An 18,678-nucleotide genomic window follows, 5' to 3' on the forward strand; every position below is an offset into this window, starting at 1 on the left:
TTAACCAAATATAATTCTACAAACATGAAAAAAAAATCAGGTATTCTCGTACTCGGGATGGCTATTGCATTGTTCGGATGCAAGAAAGACAACACAACAGCGGCTGATCTTGCAGATGGTCAGTCTACCGTACGGCCAAACAAAATTGAACTTGCTACAGCGGCAGTAAGTGCTACAGTAAGCACAGAAGCTGCTTTAAAAACGGCCATAGCAAATGCACAACCAGGCGATGTGATTACCGTAAGCGGTACCATTTACCTCACCAGCACCCTTCAGTTACTTAAAAGTGGTACATCCGGTTCTAAAATTAATTTTACCGGTGGTATACTGGATTGTTCGGGTATTTCTGGTGCCAACTGGGGGGTAAAAGTAAATGGAAGTTACTGGAATATTACCAATATGACCATCAGAAATGCTCCTGACTGCGGGATTGTTTTCCAGACAGGTGGCTACAATTATGTCAATAAAGTAACTACTCATGGAAATAAGGACTCCGGACTTCAGATTTATAACGGCGGTCACCACAACAGCATCAATAATTCTACTTCTTATGATAATTACGACGTGGCCAACGGTGGTGAAAATGCAGATGGTTATGCCTGCAAATTATCTGCCGGTGCAGGTAATCAGTTTAACTCCTGTAATGCCTACCACAATTCTGATGATGGCTGGGATTTATACGGACAGCCTTATACTGTTGTCATCAATAATTGTACTGCCACTAATAATGGTTATGGTACCAACGGTGATGGAAATGGCTTTAAGCTGGGTAGTGCCGGACAAAACGTGCCCCATACGGTGACCAATTGCACTGCCAGCAATAACAAAGGAAGCGGTTACGACGGAAATGGAAACGCCGGCCACATCACTACCACAGGCAGCGGTGGCTCTGGTAATGTAAAAGGGCTTTTTAACCGGATTAATTAAGGTTGCTCTCCCCGTAAAATGGTTCAGCTGGAAACAGCTGAACCTTTTTTGTTTTATTGAAGTCAAATTTCTAGGTATAGCATAGGGTATATGTTGCCTTATTTTGAAAAGCAATTGCAGCAATTCTTAGGTTGTTGCAGTCCCACCATTCGCTATAGGCCCGATGAAGAATCGGGCGCTGCCGCTGCTGTCGGGTTTAAGTGGCTTGGTCGTGTTAAGAAACAATGGTTTTTAGCCAACACTTAAAATCGAAATTCTTCGGGATGTGTTAGCGTATTTCAATAAAAATAGGTAGGAGAGAAAATGGTTCCCGATATTTATCTTTCGTATGGAAATATTTATACTAGTGATTATTTTTTTAGCACAGATTCTTATAGGGATCGTCATTCCCAACTTGATCCGATTGCTATCGGATGGGAATCGTAATGCAAGTGCTTTAAGATTCCCGCATTCGCGAGAATGACGACCCGCACTAATGGATCCTGTCAACAATGGTATATCTATGAAAAAAAACCACTACGCTTAGGTTTGGCAGTACTATTTGTTCTTTCCTACAACTGTTTTTTTGATTTCTCTGGCTCTTGGGATCGACGGCGTTCTTTGGTGAAACTCGTGGTTTATTAACGTGAGCTAGCAGAGCTGCTAACCCAGGTGCAACATGTTTTAGAAAAGAACATCGTAGTTGATAAATTTTTTCACCGCTGTATTTATGAATGCTGCGCAGATTTATCTAAGTTTGTTTCCAATGTCATTGCCGCTAACAAACCATACTTTAGAGAAATTAGAAGCCCTGCTTTTGGCGATGGGTTATAAGGTGCGTTATGAGAAAGGGAACTTTAAAACAGGTTCCTGTCTGCTCGAACACAATAAGGTTGTTGTGGTCAATAAGTTTTCCAATCTGGAAGGAAAAATTGCCGCGTTAGTTACGCTGGTAAAACAGACCAACGCCGAGGAAAATCTATTGGATGAAAAGCAACGCCAGTTTTATCAATCTTTACAACAAACCGAATTATTTTAATGAAGATACCAGGCAGGGATTACTTATTTAGAAAGGAAAGTTTAAGCAGATGAAAGTTACTTTTTTAGGTACCGGTACATCACAAGGCGTTCCTGTAATTGCTTGCACTTGTGAGGTTTGCAGATCTGCTGATAAAAGAGATAACCGTTTAAGGACTTCTATCCTAGTGGAAACGGCTGATAAAACCCTAGTGGTAGATAGCGGGCCTGATTTCCGTTACCAGCTTCTGCGCGAAAAGGTAAAAGACCTCGATGCAGTGCTGTTTACACACGAACATAAGGACCATATTGCAGGTTTAGATGATATCAGGCCTTTTAATTATTTATTACATAAGGTAATAGATGTATACGCTACCGAAAGGGTGCAAACTTCGTTAAAAAGGGAATTTTATTACATTTTTGCCGAAACCAAATACCATGGTTTACCACAGATTAACCTCCACACGGTAACCAATGGCGAAGATTTTAAGATTGGCGAAACAACCATCATTCCATTTGAAGTGATGCACCATTTACTGCCCATTACCGGCTACCGGATGGGCGATTTTACCTACATCACCGATGCCAAAACCATATCAGCCCAGAGTTTTGAGAAAATCAAGGGAACAAAAATATTGGTGCTCAATGCTTTGCAGAAAGAACCACATATTTCTCATTTTACCCTGGGCGAAGCCATTGCTTTTGCAGAACGGGTAGGGGCAGAAACCACTTACCTGACGCACATCAGCCATAATCTGGGTAAACATGCCGACGTGGAAAAAGACTTGCCTTCGAACATCAGGCTGGCTTATGATGGGCTTAGTATTGAGTGTTAATTAGATAGAGCCTGTTTAAAATTAAGTAAAATTATTTCGTATGTCAGTCTGAGCGTAGTCGAAGACAATTTTTTACAGTTAAGAGAAGTACTTCGAGTTCGCTACCATTGACGTTATTTTATAATTACTTATGAATGAGTGGATTGATGCATCATGCATTTCCGTATAGCTTGGCCATAGCACCTTATCTCCGTTCTACTTAAAACCGGCCTAATAAATTTTTCGGTCTGCACTGTTCTAGCCATAACAGTGGCTTTAAAAGAAAACGGCGAAGCCCTCATGAATGCAGCTGAAAAATATAATAACAAATGAATAAATTTTCAGCCGGCATTTTATTAATGGTTTTCTATTGTTTTCATTTGTATTAATGAGCTCGGCAGAGCCTCGGTTTTGTTAATTTTGATGCCAAAAAGTAAGAGCCCTTCGGCGGCGGAGGACCTGTACCGATTTTTCATCGGTAGCCGAGGCAAGACTGAGCTGTATGGCATGAGAAATCAGTTACGTCATCTATATTGGTTTTTATAAAATAAATTATTTCTCAGTGTGACAAACTATTAGAAGTAATGTAATTTAATAAAATTTTAACAGGCTCTAAATTATTACCATTATTAAAAAATGAAACTGCCGCAATACGTACTTGCAGATATTCCCATTCTGTCGTCTGCAATGAAAGCCATCCAGGTATGAAATGTTCTGCCTTTATAAGCGGCAGGAATCTCCAGACTTTCCCTTTCTTTAAACCGCCTGGCACCACTGGTTTCATAGAAAGCCAATTTGTTGTCCACATCATAGGCCATCAGCATGACCTGATCATATTTCCTGGCATTATCGCCTTTAGAATTATCCCTCCAGCTGAAATGTACACCCGAATCGTCATGTTCCAGCTTAACCCCTTCCGCACCGGTGAGGTTTCCAAAGCTTAAACGCACAGCAGCATAGTCGATTTCGCCGGAGGCATTTTGGGCATTCAGCATGTTATAGGATTTCGCCACATTATGGGCAGTCATCATCCGTTTTTTCGACTCCAGGTTAAAACCAATCCTGATAAAAGCAACAATAGGACTTAAGAAGGTCTGCATGATGGTAAAACGCGATCTGCAGGCTTTTTGATCAGCACTACCGGTTTTGTTTTTAATCGATTTTCTGCGTTTGCTCCTGATCACCCATTTTCCATTGAGATAATAACCCGTTACGGCGCCCACCGAGCCGGTGAAGCCACCGTTAATTCCGTTTTCGATTTTTCCCATGATTGCATTAGTTAATGTAATACAATATAGCAAATTGCTGATTAATAAACAAATAACTGATATTTACTCTTGATTTTCGTCGGACTTTGATCGGGTAGAATTGTCATAAGTCCGACGAAAGTCCGGCTTAAGTACGATAAAAGTCCGTTGAAAAAGTTAGCTATTATGTATGTTTAATGCATTGTTCCATACTGGGATAAGTTTACCATTTGCCGATACGGGAATAAGTTTCAGATGTCAAAAATTTGATCTCTTTAATTTAGTTCAAAAAATATTTTATGAATGTTGCAGCGCACTATGGTTAATTTATATATTTGCAAACTTCAAACCCAGGTGGGCGATCCCGATAGCAATCGGGATGTTAGACGAGCCATCAAATTGGGAGTGACAGTATGATAAAATAAACCCAGGTGGCGAAATTGGTAGACGCACCATCTTGAGGGGGTGGCGCTGGCAACGGCGTGGCAGTTCGAATCTGCTTCTGGGTACAAAGAGTTTGGTTTTTACCAAACTCTTTTTCGTTGTATGTCATCAGTTTATATTCTTTTTCTCCAAAAAATTGAACTGTTATTATACTGGTAGTTGTCTGGATTTATCCAAACGATTAGACGAGCATTTACAAGGCATTTATACAGGTAGTTTTACCAGTAAAGCTACCGACCGGGAACTTTTTCTTCATATCAATGATTTGCATACCAACAATCTCGATCGATCGAATCACATATCAAAAAAATGAAAGTGTCATTTATATCAAAAACTTAAAGCAATATCCTGAAATGGTAGCTAAACTTATTGATCGATATCGTTAGAGGCGACCCCGATTGCTATCGGGGTGGTAGACGCACCAGCTTGAGGGGCTGGCGCCTGTATGGGTGTGGGAGTTCGATCCGATAGCTATCGGATCTCCTATTAGGTGCCGAAAATATAAATAACCTATTGGAAATGAGTGTTTTGAAATAGGTTATTTTTTGTTATAGACATTAGGATATATACTGACTCTTCAAGTATCTTTTGAATTTATTGGGGTTTCCATTTACATATGGCTTGTGTATTATTAAAAAGAATTTCGGTAAAAGAACATAGATAATCATCTATAATACCCATAATCTGAATCTATTAAAATTTTTCTATCGAGATATAAATTCGATAATTCACAAGTTGTTTCAGGTGTCAATGTACAAGAATGACAAGCTGCTAAGTTAAGTTGTCCAACACCTTGTCCTCCAGATTCAATACAGATAGGGTCAGAAGAACAATCAGTCGCTCTTGAAATGGCACTATTAATAATGTTATTTAGGTTTTCCAAATCATTACACAAGTTGGAAAGTCCTCCTAAATAGCCGTCTGTTCCGTCAAATGCAGAAATTAAAAAGCCGTTCATTGTTTCGCTTACATAAAGTCTCTCGGACAAAGAAGATGCTGGATAGCCACAAACATATTCTAATTCTCGTATCAACAAATGAGATAGGGTATGTATTAATACCTTTCTTGGTGTTAGTGTTTTTGCTATTATTTGGTGCGATTTCCAATCAGCGTTTTGGGCATTCGTTTTTATTTTCTCTATTCGTTCAATTATTACTTGTTGTTGTTCCCATCGTTCTAATTCTTTCCTATTTAATACAAACAAAATCCCTTCTCCATAACTTTCTAATGAAGGTAAAGTTTTCGTTTCAAAATTGTTTCTAGATACCGATTGTCTTTGTACAGTATACTCATATTCCTTTTGATCTTGTAAAATTGAATCTATGTCTATGGGTTCATTTCGTGTAAATGATGTTTGGACAGTTGTACGTTTTAGCTTATCAATTTTTACCAATTTTGCAAACCCGTTTATCTGTTCAACGCAATCAATTACTTGAAATTTAATTTGATTGTTTTCAGGTTGATCTTTTTCTAAAAAATAATTATATTCTGCTTGACGGTAAACGTTGTCGGGGATGTATTTAATATCTCCATTTTCCAAATATTGTTCAACGAGTTCTCTTTGTACGCCTTTTAAATCACAAATCAATTCCACAATTTGTTCCGTAGAATACTTTTGCTTTAAGACCATATTGTCAATATCAATCCTTATTTCAGAAGAAAGTGGGTTTTGCATTTCTGGAATATACAAACTGCTTAACGTATTGGCGTAATAAACGCTATTACTCGTTTTTAGCTTTACACTTGTGATTTCTCTACAATCCTCATCGTGAAACTTACCATTAGTTTGACCTAACCAATATTTTTTACCAGGACAAATCTGTTCATAATTGAATATACCTTTTAGATTGGCTTTCTTTTTACAATTTTTACATTCAACCCAAATTCCTGAAAGCTCTGTATTTTCCCTACTGATTTTATAAATTAAATCCTGCTGTTCACAACATTTTTTTGAAAAATCAATTTGTGGACCTGTAGGCTTCTCATTTTTATTATCGTCTTCTTTTTCTTCCTCATTGGTTCGGTCTGTTGCCAAACGATTGTTCCAAAATTCCCATGGCAAATCGTGAACATGTCCATTTTTGCATGTCATAACAAAGCGTATTTGCTCTAAATGATTTTCTTTACAGTCTTTATTACTACATTTTGGTGGACTGAAAAAATCAAGACTTTTCCCTATGCTTCTCCAACGGCTTTTCCATTCAAAATAAGTAGCAAAACGATTACAGTGAGTGCAATAAAGCCATTTTGGGAAGTAGCTTGCTTTTGGTCTGACCTGATGTAAAAAAGAATCTCTATCCGTTGGAATAGCGACCAAGTGCTTTAGATTTTTAAATCTGTTTTTCAGACGTTGTAAGAGACGGTCGTCCTTAATGATATAATGGGCTAATTTTTCATTCAAATCAGCATAACCCCAATTGTCAAATGTTTCTATAATTATAGAACTGTCTGTGGTTTCAATTAAGGAACCAACACCTCCATAATTAGAAATATGCTTGCTTCTCCCGTGTTTTATTTTATCAAATGCCATATTTCTAATATTTGTTGATTAATATTTCCGCAGTAGGTTCTACGCTTCTCATTGATTGCATAGCGGTTAATGTTTGATCGTCATTTTTTTTCTCTTGTAAAGGCACAATTAACGATTGATGATCTTTCCAATAGTAATGCTTTAAACCTTTATTGTCTTCAATTTTTGTTCTCCAGTCTCTTAAAATATCGTCGATCTTTTCTGTGATGAGTTGCAAGTCATTTTGAGCAAACTGATGATTTTGGAAGAGAGTAACTAAATTATTTCGTAACTCATTTTTTACTTTATTATCAATCACAGCATTTGCCGTATCATTAGCTGTATATGGTGTTGTATGTCTGAAATATGCAAGGATGAGTGTAAACAGCATTTTATCTAAAGCGTTTTCAGCAAAAGGCGTAACGCTTAATGGTTCAACTTGCTTATAAAATGTTTTGTGGAACTGAATAAAATCTTCGTAATAGGATAAATCCCGACTATTGAAAGGGTCATAAAGCGTAATTACTAAGCCCTCATTTTTCCTTGCTACACGGCTGCTTGACTGAATATACTCGGCTGTGTTAGGCGGCATTCCATTAATTACCATTACACCTAAGCGTCCAACATCAAGCCCAACGCTAATCATATTAGTTGCCAAGACTAAATCATAAGCCTTATGTTCTTTTATATTGCCTTCAAATTGAACATCTAATTTGTCTAAATTCTTTTTAATTTTTTCATTGGGAATACGACTTGTTAATTCAATATTTCGGTATGAAAGCTTGTTGTAATTGTTTGCTGTAATGAAATCATCATTTAAGTAGCGAACTTGTAATTGTTTGATAATTGGTTTTAATTCTGAATTTATTTTATTGGAAAACCTACCAATTTCTTTTAAACTTTTGAAATAAGAAAGAATTGTCCAAAAATTGTCGGCATCTGTTTTGTCTGTCGAGTTTTTCCATATCTCCAATCTTGCATAAAGTAAGGAAGCCAATAGTTGTAGATTGGTAACAACCGTTGTTTTTCCTGTTGGCAAAATCCCAATATATTTTCTTTTACTTTCTTCAATAACCTTTGAGAAAAAAGTATCGTCTGCATTGGTAGCGTATTGCGGAAATATTCTTGCTTCCCTACCATATAAACCTTGAATTTGCTTATCTACATTTTTTACGGTTGCTGTTGACGCGATAATTTTTGGATTATCACATAGTTGTAAAAGCGCGTTTTCAAATAGACCTACTAAACTACCCAAAGTGCCATTTAGCAAATGTAATTCGTCTTGAATAATCAATTCAGGCTTTCTGTTTGAGCCGTTATTGAAAAATGTTGTTGCTTCGCCTTTCCAAGCTAATGTTGCAAATTTATCAACTGTAGCAAAAAGAATAGTTGGTGGTTTTGAGTAAATGTCATCATCAATTAAAACAATTGGCAAACCCCCATTTTGTTCAGAAAAATGGCAGGCATCATTTAAGCAATAGCTATGTAACTGTTTATTGGTTCTATGTCCAATTTGATAGGTTGTGTCTTGTTCTGATAATCGGGAAATAATTTTCGTGTTGCACCATTGGCAATTCGACAACTGAAATGGATTTACTACATAAGCATCGCCTTTATTGAGCTTTTTTTGTACAGCTTCCAATTTCTTCTTTGCATCATCCAAATAGTTAGGAATAGTTTGCTTTCCAACCCAAAAACCGATAGAAATACAATTACTTCCTAAATCTTTATAGTGCTTTCTTATAAAATCACAAGCCAAAATCATTTTTGAGGCACGTTCAAACTGCTGTGCAGAAAGTAAACGTAAGGTGTAACGAATAATAATATTCACTCCGTCATAAGCATCAGGATATTGTATTCTTCTCCAAAATATCAGAAATGCCGAAACGGCTAAGTAAGCCTCTGTTTTACCACCACCCGTCGGGAAATAAAGCAAATCTATCAATTCTTTTTCTGTAGTCTTTTCATCTACAAACGATGCTAGACATTGTAATATAAATGCTAATTGAAATGGTCTCCATTGGGGTATTCTGTCTGATGGAAAAATTAAAGTTGCATAATCTTCAAATTCGTGCTGTAAAACTTCGTTTCTTTCCCAAACTTCGAAACCTTCTTTCTTTGCACTGAAATGTTGTGCCGTTTGAAGCATTTGCAAATAGATTGCTGTGTTCGCTAACTGAAACGCTCGAAGTACTTTTTCGTTTTCTAAAAGTAAGTTTATTCCGTTACTAATACGGTTGCAAATCTGCTCACACTTTACAATGTTTTTTAAGCCCAATTCATCTCCATTGACAGATTTTCGTTCATCTTCAATCCAAAGTTTGTAAGCATCGGCAACTTCTCGAAGGTTTGAAATGATGCTTTTTTTATCTATATTGTAAACGGACAAGTTTTTAATATTCAGAATATCTACTTTTATTTTATCAGTTTCTGAACTTTGGCTTTTTACATCATAATCAGGAAGAAATGTTGATTTTATCCATTTTGGTGTGTTTGGCGATTGTGCATTTTCCCAAGTGCATGCTGTGTTGTGCCCAATTCCAAATGCCAATTTTCCCCGATAAAGATAATCCAACATTTTATCTTCATCGGTTTTGTACAAATGGTTTTTATAATCTCTAAAAGGCAATAACTTTTCACTCTCGATTTCTATTTGTGTTTGAAAGCAACTTACTTGATTTACTTTTTCTTTAGAAAGAGAAAACTTATCTTTAGGTATTTGAACTTTATTTTCAATTACTGCTTTTATGTAATATTTATTAGAATAATTAGTGTATACCTTCAAGTGAAAATGCAAATTTTCAATCAATTCTTTGTTCCAATTTTCAGTATCTACATTTGGTTGTTCCGATAACTTTAATTCAAGATGTTCATCATTAGCATTTAGAATATCCGCAATACTTATTTCAAGTTCTATACGATTATTGTTTCGCTTGTATTTGTCTTTGAAAAATAGTTTTGAAATGACTTTATATATAGGAAAATCATTTGAAGTATTTTGTCTTAGTGATTTAAGACTGTCTTGAAAACTAAGATATTCTAGTGTCAGACTTCCGTTTTTAGTACGTTGGATTTTATGTGTTTGTACGAGATATTTATTTTGCGCTTCGTAATTGACATATTGGCTTAGACCGTGCTCTGCTAAAAGATGTACGTCTTCTCCGTTGTACGGAATTTTTATTTCTGTATGATTTGCCTTTTTATAGTTCCCAAAATTGATGACGGCTTTAAATTTCTTGCAAGACTTATCTACAGAAAATGTTATTCCAAAGTGTGAAGGAAAGAAAGTATTAGCTGTATATTTTGGTTGAGTTCCTATTTTGTCGGCTTCGTCCTCCTCCTCCTCAAAGATTTCTTTTTCTTTATTTTCAGGTTCGACAAAATCCGAAGATAAATCAATAGTATCTTCTGCATCTTCATCTTTCATTTCTTGCTCCCCATTATCACTTGCATTTGGTTGCAATTGTTTTGGAAACAAAATGCCTGATAAATAGCGTTGCAAGGGCTTTCCTTCAATGATTTCATTACTAAAATCATCTTTACATTGAAAAATATCTGAACCTGGACCGATTATTTCTTTTCGGACACGTTCGATAACTATATTCCTGTTTTCTGCTACACTCATAATTCAATTAATTCTAATGCCAAATACTCTAAATGTTCTATTTCCATTTGTAGAGCTTCTTTGTTTGTGATGGTATGTATGGGCATATTTTCCTGAATGAAGGTTTGCAAAGTTGTTGCGTTCAGATTTCTCTTTTGAAGAATTTTACCAACTTTGTTTTCTTTCAAAAACAATCTTAATTCTTCTTTCAAGCCACGACCAAGTACAATCATTGTACTGTTATAAGTGGCTTTTGATTTTAGAATAGGTTTTAAAATTGTATCAATTTCGGTTTCGTTTTTGTCATTATAACACAATCGGAAAATTGCCCTTATGTCATTGTTGAACATTGGGAATTTACGTAAGCTTCTTTCTCCATCATAAGTATCAAGTGTGTTTTGTAAAACCCTTAATCCTTTTTCTTTCAATTTCTTATAAAGCAAATCATTACCGAATTTCCTTCTCAATTCTCTAATAATTTGTTTCCAAAACTTTGAGTGCTCTTCTACCTTTCCGAAAATTTCGGGTTCAGTTTCAACTGCGACTTGATATAAATTTTCTGCTAATTCCTCTTTTGGATAAATCCTGATTTTATCTCCTGCTTTCATTTTATAGCATTTTATCAATTCTCCTGTGTCTGTAAAAAGTGTATCGTTACTTTCTAGAATGAAAGTTGTTCTATCGGATGTGATTTTGTATAGTAATTTTTCTTCAATCTCACTCAGTAGCAAATCGCATTCGTTTTTGTAGCCTTCATAAGCCTTGTTGTTCATTTCGTCCAAACGGGAAACAATTCCATTAATAGTGGTACTTATATCTGTAACATTATCCCTCACTTCTCTGTACTCAATGCCAGAAATTGAAAATCTATCTGTTGATTTAATTTCTTGTTCTATAAGTTTTTTTCTTTGGTCAAGGTACTTATGGTATAAGTTTTTCTCTTGCTTGTAAACTACAAGCCGTATTTCATTATCCAAATTGTACAGATAATCAAAATCTTTTTGTCCATTAAACGTATGCAGAACCAAAGTTTTATTTTGAAGGTCGGTTCGCTTCAAATCCGAATATGAGACAATCTCAATTTTTCGGTTTATAATTTTCGGTTTTACGAAGTCAAAATCATTGTTGTCAAATACCGCAACTACACGTTTTTCCGTTTCATTGAGATATTTTAAAATTGTTTTTTGTTTTGGAGAATTTTCTTTCAAATAATTAAGAATGCTTATCAAATTTTCTTTTGGGTTATTACCTTCAAGAAAATCAACAGTATAACCTCCGGCATTATCAAGCCCTCTTTCTAATTCTCTATTTATAGATACTCTTTCAATAAGATTTTCTATAGTTTCATTTTGAATGGCATTAATGGCAATCCTTAAAATGTTTCCATACGACTTGAGTTCGATTCCAAATTCAGATTTGACATAGGTAATTTTTTCATCAAGTTTTCTGATTAGTTCGTCCAATTCATTGCTCGGTATGTTTCTGAAATTAATCATAAAGTTTTTAGAATTTCTGTTTCTTCCCTAAACCAATTCCAACAAGAAATTCCTTCATTTTTCAAAGGTGTAACACTGTTTGAAAGTACAATAAGATTAAAACCAAACTTTACTTTATCCTGTAGAATTTGTTGTATTTTATCTGCTTCTGTATCGAAAACAATTATTGTTTTTATTTTTTCTCCTTTCAGAAGTATGTTTTGATAGCAAACTTCATATTTAGGCGTAAAATATGTTAGACAGTCAGATAACGCTGGAATTGATTTTATTTCAGATATTCCATTTTCTTCTCTTGGATTAGGTAAATATATTGAAGGTATTTTCGATTTTTCTGGTAGTTCATCCCATAATGTTTTTTTTGTGATAAAAACAGATTTTTTCTCAAAATGAGTTCTGGGAAACTCGCTTTTTTCATTATTGAGTTTTTCAAAAAAATCGAAGTAGTTCTTAATAGTTTTTTCACTAACACCCGCACTTACTTTCAGATATTTCAATGCTAATTTATCGTATCTAATTTCAGGAATATTAGCTGGGAAACTATCTTTTTTTGTTTTTCTTGGGATATGGTTTAACCTGAAAGTAATACTTTCTGTTTTTATAACTTTGTAATATTCTCCATCAGACCTTCTCTTTACTAAATCTCCATCTTTGATAGCCGGCAAATCATAGTGATTTAAATAAATATCATTTGAAAATTCTATAAATAAACTTCTAGCGAGGTCGCTAAGTTCAGATTTTAAACCTTGAAAATTCCAATGTATTGGTGTTGAATTTCTCTGACAGTGCAATAGTACTTTTAACGAAAATTCTGTCAATTTCGATTTTAGATGATGGTTTAAAATTGGAACATCATCAAATTTATCCAATAGAGACTTATAGTAATTTTTATTTATGATCATGATCAAATAAACCTACTCAGATATCTCCTCAGTCGAATCAAAATCTATAAGACCTGTTTTGTTAATGAAGTTAAAAGAATGAGGACGTTAATAATTAAAATTAAAATTAAAGTTAATAAATTGTTGCTAGAATTATACATAGAAATATAAACTTTTAATATCAAATTAAATCATAACTAAAATTATCACGGTAATATTCAAAATCTCCTTAAAAAAAATATGTGGATGTGTTTTTTTGTATCATTTTTAGTGTGCCAGTAGAACTATTATACTAAAATCAAATACAATCCTAAGTTTTTCTATCCTATACACAGTAATATTCAATTTAAACACATTCAAGCCCTCACCATCTGCAAGGGCTCAAATTTATTTAACTAACCCATTCATCACTCAAAACTTCCTTTCCCAACAACATAACTATAAATCACCAGATATTCCATTCCATCCTTCTCAAAATATCCGATAGGAATATCGCCTTTTTCAAAGTAAGCCGATTGACTTTCTATTGGAATGCCGCAAAGAATAGTATTAGGCTCTTCTTGATGATAAACCACGTCATTTCTAATGCCTGCAATAGCCATCAATGCGGATAAACTTTTGCCTGATCCTTTTTGGTTGTACTTTGGGTGCTGCGGGTGCTGATCGGCTCTTACCCAGGCACCGGATACCATCGGTTTATAAAATTTCCCTAATGGAATATCAAACCGGCGGGGTAAAAAACAAGAAGCTATGGTACCGTTGGGGTTGAGGGTTCCGGTTTCGATAAAGAAATGGCTAATCTGTATCCAATGCCGGGTGAGCTGGTATACATATTCCCTAACGGCGTTTTGCCCATCTTCTAAAAATTCTGCCCAACCGCTGTAACGTGGCAAAGTCATCGTGATTTCTGAAACATGCCCATCAATGTGATGTAGGGTTCCTTTTACCGCGCAAATGGCAGGCAATACATTCATTTTGTTGGCTACAGCTGCAACCTGAGCAGGGAGCTGTGTGTTTGGGTTTTTACTTTTGGCAGTTTGCATAACCTAAAAATTAAAAAGTATCCTGGTCGCTGCAAACTGCCAAATAACTCTTTTCAGAGATATAGGAAATGTGGGGCTACCACTCGACCAGGAATATTGTTAAAAATTAATTGTTGTTTTTGGATCTCTGAGATTAAGTGAAAAAATATATTATTTAACAGTTTGCATTACTAATTTAGAAATAATATCTCAATCTCAAAGAAAAATCTTCATTATTAATTAAATCCCCCTTACTGCAAACGGAAAGTTAAATGATTAAAAATTAACTGGTGCACAAGCAGGATTACCAATAGGATAAATTGCTCCCATTTCAACAACATATCTTCACGAATAAAATAATTGTCGTTATGACGTTTATTTCTTATTTTTGGTTAAACCAAACCTTCAATCAGCTATGCTCAGGCTCACCAAACTGCTATCTCTTTATACTTTATTTTTATTTGGCATTTCCTTAAATATTCAGGCACAGGAGCGTCAGCAGCTTTTTGATTTTGACTGGAAATTTAAATTGGGTGATGCTCCGGAAGCCAGTGCAAAAGATTTTAATGATCGGGATTGGAGAACATTAGATCTTCCGCACGATTGGAGTATTGAAGGCAAGATCGATCCTAAAAACCCAATGGGGGGAGATGGGGGATTTTTCCCTTCCGGAATGGCCTGGTACCGCAAAACATTTACTGTACCAGCTAAGTGGAAAGGTAAATTGGTCTCCATCCATTTTGAAGGGGTATATATGAATTCGGAGGTTTTTATTAATGGCAAGTCTTTAGGTGTATATCCTTACGGATACTCTGCATTTACATACGATCTTACGCCTTATCTTCACTTTGGTCAGGAAAACGTAGTTGCTGTCCGCGTAGATAATGCCAAACAGAAAAATAGCAGGTGGTACAGCGGTTCGGGTATTTACAGGCATGTTTGGATCAAAATTACAAATCCCATTCATGTTCCGGATTATGGTGTAGGCATTACTACCCCACAAGTTTCTCCTGCTAAAGCATTGGTTCAGGTAAAAACAAAGGTAAAGAACGATGCTTCGGTGATGCAGACAGTGGTTGTTCGTACCCATATTATGGGGCCAGATAGCAAAGAAGCTGCTGCTCATCAGGTTTCCGTTAAATTAGCGCCGCATAGCGAACAGGAACTCCTTCAGCAAATAGCGGTGCTGAAACCTAAATTATGGTCGATAGCGCAACCACATTTGTATCAGGCTAAAACAGAAATATGGTCTGATCAGAAGCGCATGGATTCGAACAGCGAAAATTTTGGAATTCGCGATATCAAATTTTCTACCACAAATGGTTTCCAGCTGAATGGCAAAACCATAAAATTAAATGGCGGTTGCGTACATCATGATAATGGCTGTTTAGGGGCAGCTGCATTCGACAGGGCAGAAGTGCGACGCGTAGAACTGTTAAAGGCAGCCGGTTTTAATGCGGTAAGAACAGCTCATAATCCGCCATCAGCAGCATTTTTGTCCGCATGCGACCGTTTAGGTATGCTGGTGATTGATGAGGCTTTTGATGGCTGGAAAACAGCCAAAAACAAATATGATTATGCCATGTATTTCGATAAATGGTGGGAAAAAGATGTAGCGGCCATGGTACTGAGAGACAGAAATCATCCTTCGGTTATCATGTGGAGCATCGGAAATGAAATTATTGAGCGAAAAGAAGCGCAGGCCGTGCAAACGGCAAAAATGCTGGCTGGCAAGGTACGTCAGCTCGACCCTACACGTCCGGTTACTTCAGCCATGACCACCTGGGATAAAGATTGGGAGATTTTTGATCCTTTAATGGCCGAGCATGATATCGCGGGTTATAATTATCAATTGCACAGGGCGATAGATGATCATAAAAGGGTACCATCGAGGATTATTGTTCAAACAGAATCCTATCCCAGAGATGCTTTTGCAAACTGGAAACTGGTTAATGATAACAATTATATTCTTGGTGATTTTGTGTGGACGGCAATGGATTACTTAGGCGAATCTGGTATTGGCAGGTGGTATTATGCTGGCGAAGCAGCAAATTTTCATTCGTCTGCAGAATTATTTCCCTGGCATGGCGCTTATTGCGGCGATATTGATTTGCTTGGGCACCGCAAACCGATTTCTCATTACCGGAGTATGTTATATAACGATACCGAAAAGCTTTATATAGCGGTTAAAGAGCCGAACCTGGCGCCCCTGGAAATTAAAGAAACGGATTGGTCTGTATGGCCAACATGGGAGAGCTGGACCTGGCCAGGTTACGAAGGGAAGAATATACAGGTTGAGGTGTACTCGAAATACCCTAAAGTGAGGTTGTATCTTAATAAAAAACTGATTGGTGAGAAAGAAACCTCAGAAAGACAGGAGTTTAAAGCCATTTTTACCCTGCCTTACGCTACCGGAGAATTAAGCGTTGCGGGTGTACAGGATGGTAAAGAAGTTGAGCATAAAATTTTAAAAACGGCTGGAAAAGCCAGTACTGTCAAAGTATTTTCAGATCGGAATAGGGTTACAGCCAATGGGCAGGACCTTGCTTTTGTAACGGTTGAGGTTACCGATAGCAACGGGGTGTTACAACCCCATGCGGAAAATAGATTGCACTTTGTAGTAGAAGGCCCCGGAACAATTGTGGGGGTAGATAATGCCAACCTAAAGGATACAGATCCGTATACAGGCAATTCCCGCAAGGCCTGGAAAGGCCGGGCCTTAGTCGTAATCAGAACAACAAATAAAGCGGGTAATATCAAACTTAAGGTAAGTTCAGCAGATTTAGCGGGTGGGGAAATCATTTTGAAATCAGGGAAATAGTTTAGCTTTATCCGGATCCGTTGGGCAGGTGCTCTTAAATGACCTTGATTTTATGTTCTTAAATGATTTTTAGCTCTCCAAAACCACCATTACGGGCTTGTTGAATGGAAAAAAAGCATTTAAAATGTTCAATATATCCCTGCGTAATCGGTGCTAACAAGGTTTTGGTTCAAATTTTTTAAGGGTTGCCCTTATCAGTAGCCCTTTCTTGTTGATTTGGTCAGCTTAAACAGCAAAAAGATCGGAAAGGGTTATTTCAGTGTTCATAACAAATCAGGTATTTCCATTTGAGCAGGCTGGTAGGGCATTGCAATATGGTGGAAAAGGGGCATACGAAAGGACGATTGGTTTTTAAAAATAAGGTAAATGAACTGTATATTTAATTGATGGAAAATTTAAACCAGTTCGAAGCCCTTAGTTCTTCACCTCACCTGGTGGCCAAACTCTACGAGCACAGTATCCTGAAAAAATATAGCGCTGGTAGCGTTATTCTGAACGAGCATGCACATATCAGGTCTATACCCATCGTCATCAGGGGAAGTATGAAGGTAATGCGTACCGAAGATGATGGCCGCGAAATCTTATTGTACTACATTAAAGCTGGTGAAAGTTGTATCATGTCGTTTCTGGGCGGGATGCATAACGAAACAAGTAAGGTAAAGGCAGAAGTAGAGGAAGATGCCGAAATTTTGTTTCTTCCGGTCGATAAAGTTTCGCTTTTTATTAAGGAATATCCACAGTGGCTTGATTATATTTTCCGTTTATATCACAAACGTTTCGAAGAACTACTGGAAATTGTTAACGCTATTGCTTTTAAAAAAGTAGATGAACGTTTGCTGAGCCTACTCCATAAAAAGGTAGGGCTCACCGATAATAAAACCATTGTGATTACCCACGAACAACTGGCTAATGAATTGGGCACTGCTCGTGTAGTTGTTTCGCGGCTGCTTAAACAACTGGAAGAGCAACGAATGGTAAAGCTGGGCAGAAACAAAATTATCCTTATGTAACTAAAGTAACGGTAAGCCATTTTCATTTGTAATAGCTTTGAACTTCAAAGGTAAATAAATGGAAATTGCAGGATATATAGCTTCAGTTCTGATTGGAATATCATTGGGTTTAATTGGCGGGGGCGGTAGTGTTTTAACGTTGCCGGTACTGGTTTACCTCTTTGGTATAGATACCATAACGGCTACAACCTACTCTCTTTTTGTGGTGGGCGCTTCCAGTTTGGTGGGTTCCGTTTCATATTTCAAAAAAGGATTGATCAATGTAAACACTGCAACATCTTTTGGCATACCATCTATCATGGCTGTATTGTTGGCCCGCCATTATCTGCTTCCGGCCATTCCTGAACAGCTGATAAATGTGGGCAGCTTTATACTGACCAAATCTATTGTATTGATGCTTCTTTTTGCCGTTTTGATGGTGTTTGCGGCTTACAGCATGATTACAAAAGAAACAGAAGAGCAGCCTGCAAATCAACAGTCTGCCAGCAAAGCCTGGGTAATGGTACAAGGCTTTATGGTAGGCATCATAACCGGCTTAATTGGTGCCGGTGGAGGATTTTTAATTATTCCAGCCTTGGTTAACCTGTTAAAATTGCCCGTCAAAACAGCCATTGGCACTTCATTGATCATTATTGCGCTCAATTCATTAACAGGCTTTGGATTTTCTTTAGGCAAAAACCATATCAACTGGTCGTTTTTGCTTACGGTTACCCTCATTGCCATGACGGGTATTTTTATAGGCAGTTATCTCTCAACTAAAATAGATAGCAGGAGACTAAAACCTGCTTTTGGCTGGTTTGTGCTGGTAATGGGCATGTACATTTTGCTTAGAGAAACCTTATTAAAATAAATTCAGTTCTGTAACCAAAGTAACTTTAAGGCAAAATTAATAGTTGCAATTTTGCCTTT

General features: G+C 36.7%; 12 protein-coding genes and 1 tRNA gene. 7 read left to right on the plus strand and 6 right to left on the minus strand.

From position 1 onward, the window contains the following. Positions 1-24 precede the first annotated feature (24 nt). The 3 genes from ABEG20_RS03970 (at position 25) to ABEG20_RS03980 (ending at position 2,759) form a co-directional block, all read left to right on the plus strand. Positions 25-927: a right-handed parallel beta-helix repeat-containing protein gene (locus ABEG20_RS03970; protein ID WP_406826093.1), complete on the plus strand. Its 903-nt coding sequence runs from the start codon at positions 25-27 to the stop codon at positions 925-927. A 745-nt stretch (positions 928-1,672) separates the two neighbouring features. After that, the gene (locus tag ABEG20_RS03975; RefSeq protein WP_205058072.1) at positions 1,673-1,945 is read left to right on the plus strand and encodes a hypothetical protein; all 273 of its coding nucleotides are present in this window, start codon (positions 1,673-1,675) and stop codon (positions 1,943-1,945) included. 49 nt (positions 1,946-1,994) lie between these two features. Beyond that, positions 1,995-2,759, plus strand: coding sequence for an MBL fold metallo-hydrolase (locus tag ABEG20_RS03980; RefSeq protein WP_406826094.1), 765 nt, complete (start codon positions 1,995-1,997; stop codon positions 2,757-2,759). Between the two features lie 608 nt (positions 2,760-3,367). Here the strand turns inward: ABEG20_RS03980 and ABEG20_RS03985 are convergent. Then, positions 3,368-4,006 carry a DUF6266 family protein gene (locus ABEG20_RS03985; protein ID WP_406826095.1) on the minus strand — a complete coding sequence of 213 codons (639 nt, stop codon included), beginning with the start codon at positions 4,004-4,006 and terminating at the stop codon, positions 3,368-3,370. 404 nt (positions 4,007-4,410) lie between these two features. Between ABEG20_RS03985 and ABEG20_RS03990 the strand changes: the two genes are divergently transcribed. After that, positions 4,411-4,494: transfer RNA gene (locus ABEG20_RS03990), tRNA-Leu, on the plus strand. A 599-nt stretch (positions 4,495-5,093) separates the two neighbouring features. Here ABEG20_RS03990 and drmB read toward each other — a convergent pair. From drmB to ABEG20_RS04015, 5 genes are all read right to left on the minus strand, one after another. Then, entirely contained in the window at positions 5,094-6,959 is a 1,866-nt protein-coding gene (gene drmB / locus ABEG20_RS03995; protein WP_406826096.1) for a DrmB family protein, read from the minus strand. A 4-nt stretch (positions 6,960-6,963) separates the two neighbouring features. Then, entirely contained in the window at positions 6,964-10,563 is a 3,600-nt protein-coding gene (locus tag ABEG20_RS04000; RefSeq protein WP_406826097.1) for a helicase-related protein, read from the minus strand. Beyond that, positions 10,560-12,038, minus strand: coding sequence for a hypothetical protein (locus tag ABEG20_RS04005; RefSeq protein WP_406826098.1), 1,479 nt, complete (start codon positions 12,036-12,038; stop codon positions 10,560-10,562). The genes ABEG20_RS04000 and ABEG20_RS04005 overlap by 4 nt, the downstream gene beginning before the upstream one ends. Next, complete coding sequence (locus ABEG20_RS04010; RefSeq protein WP_406826099.1) at positions 12,035-12,904, minus strand: hypothetical protein; 870 nt, start codon at positions 12,902-12,904, stop codon at positions 12,035-12,037. Before ABEG20_RS04010 ends, ABEG20_RS04005 begins: the two co-directional genes overlap by 4 nt. A 419-nt stretch (positions 12,905-13,323) precedes the next feature. Further along, entirely contained in the window at positions 13,324-13,959 is a 636-nt protein-coding gene (locus ABEG20_RS04015; RefSeq protein ID WP_406826100.1) for a hypothetical protein, read from the minus strand. Positions 13,960-14,353: 394 nt separating this feature from the next. Here ABEG20_RS04015 and ABEG20_RS04020 point away from each other — a divergent pair, with 394 nt between their 5' ends. The 3 genes from ABEG20_RS04020 (at position 14,354) to ABEG20_RS04030 (ending at position 18,619) form a co-directional block, all read left to right on the plus strand. Beyond that, positions 14,354-16,759 (plus strand): sugar-binding domain-containing protein, encoded by a 2,406-nt coding sequence (locus ABEG20_RS04020; RefSeq protein WP_406826101.1) that lies wholly within the window; start codon positions 14,354-14,356, stop codon positions 16,757-16,759. A 386-nt stretch (positions 16,760-17,145) separates the two neighbouring features. After that, positions 17,146-17,769 (plus strand): Crp/Fnr family transcriptional regulator, encoded by a 624-nt coding sequence (locus ABEG20_RS04025; RefSeq protein ID WP_406826102.1) that lies wholly within the window; start codon positions 17,146-17,148, stop codon positions 17,767-17,769. Between the two features lie 58 nt (positions 17,770-17,827). Continuing rightward, on the plus strand, positions 17,828-18,619 hold the full coding sequence (locus ABEG20_RS04030) for a sulfite exporter TauE/SafE family protein (RefSeq protein ID WP_406826103.1): 792 nt from the start codon (positions 17,828-17,830) through the stop codon (positions 18,617-18,619). The last annotated feature ends 59 nt before the right edge of the window (positions 18,620-18,678 follow it).

It is taken from the genome of Pedobacter sp. KACC 23697 (assembly GCF_045348445.1).
GTDB lineage: Bacteria > Bacteroidota > Bacteroidia > Sphingobacteriales > Sphingobacteriaceae > Pedobacter.

Excerpts from the sequence above, each read along its gene's own strand:
- ABEG20_RS03970 (WP_406826093.1), top strand. The coding sequence starts at position 25 with ATGAAAAAAAAATCAGGTATTCTCGTACTCGGGATGGCTATTGCATTG.
- ABEG20_RS04000 (WP_406826097.1), bottom strand. The coding sequence starts at position 10,563 with ATGAGTGTAGCAGAAAACAGGAATATAGTTATCGAACGTGTCCGAAAA.
- ABEG20_RS04015 (WP_406826100.1), bottom strand. The coding sequence starts at position 13,959 with ATGCAAACTGCCAAAAGTAAAAACCCAAACACACAGCTCCCTGCTCAG.
- ABEG20_RS04030 (WP_406826103.1), top strand. The coding sequence starts at position 17,828 with ATGGAAATTGCAGGATATATAGCTTCAGTTCTGATTGGAATATCATTG.
- ABEG20_RS04005 (WP_406826098.1), bottom strand. The coding sequence starts at position 12,038 with ATGATTAATTTCAGAAACATACCGAGCAATGAATTGGACGAACTAATC.
- ABEG20_RS03975 (WP_205058072.1), top strand. The coding sequence starts at position 1,673 with ATGTCATTGCCGCTAACAAACCATACTTTAGAGAAATTAGAAGCCCTG.
- drmB (WP_406826096.1), bottom strand. The coding sequence starts at position 6,959 with ATGGCATTTGATAAAATAAAACACGGGAGAAGCAAGCATATTTCTAAT.
- ABEG20_RS04020 (WP_406826101.1), top strand. The coding sequence starts at position 14,354 with ATGCTCAGGCTCACCAAACTGCTATCTCTTTATACTTTATTTTTATTT.
- ABEG20_RS03985 (WP_406826095.1), bottom strand. The coding sequence starts at position 4,006 with ATGGGAAAAATCGAAAACGGAATTAACGGTGGCTTCACCGGCTCGGTG.
- ABEG20_RS04025 (WP_406826102.1), top strand. The coding sequence starts at position 17,146 with ATGGAAAATTTAAACCAGTTCGAAGCCCTTAGTTCTTCACCTCACCTG.
- ABEG20_RS03980 (WP_406826094.1), top strand. The coding sequence starts at position 1,995 with ATGAAAGTTACTTTTTTAGGTACCGGTACATCACAAGGCGTTCCTGTA.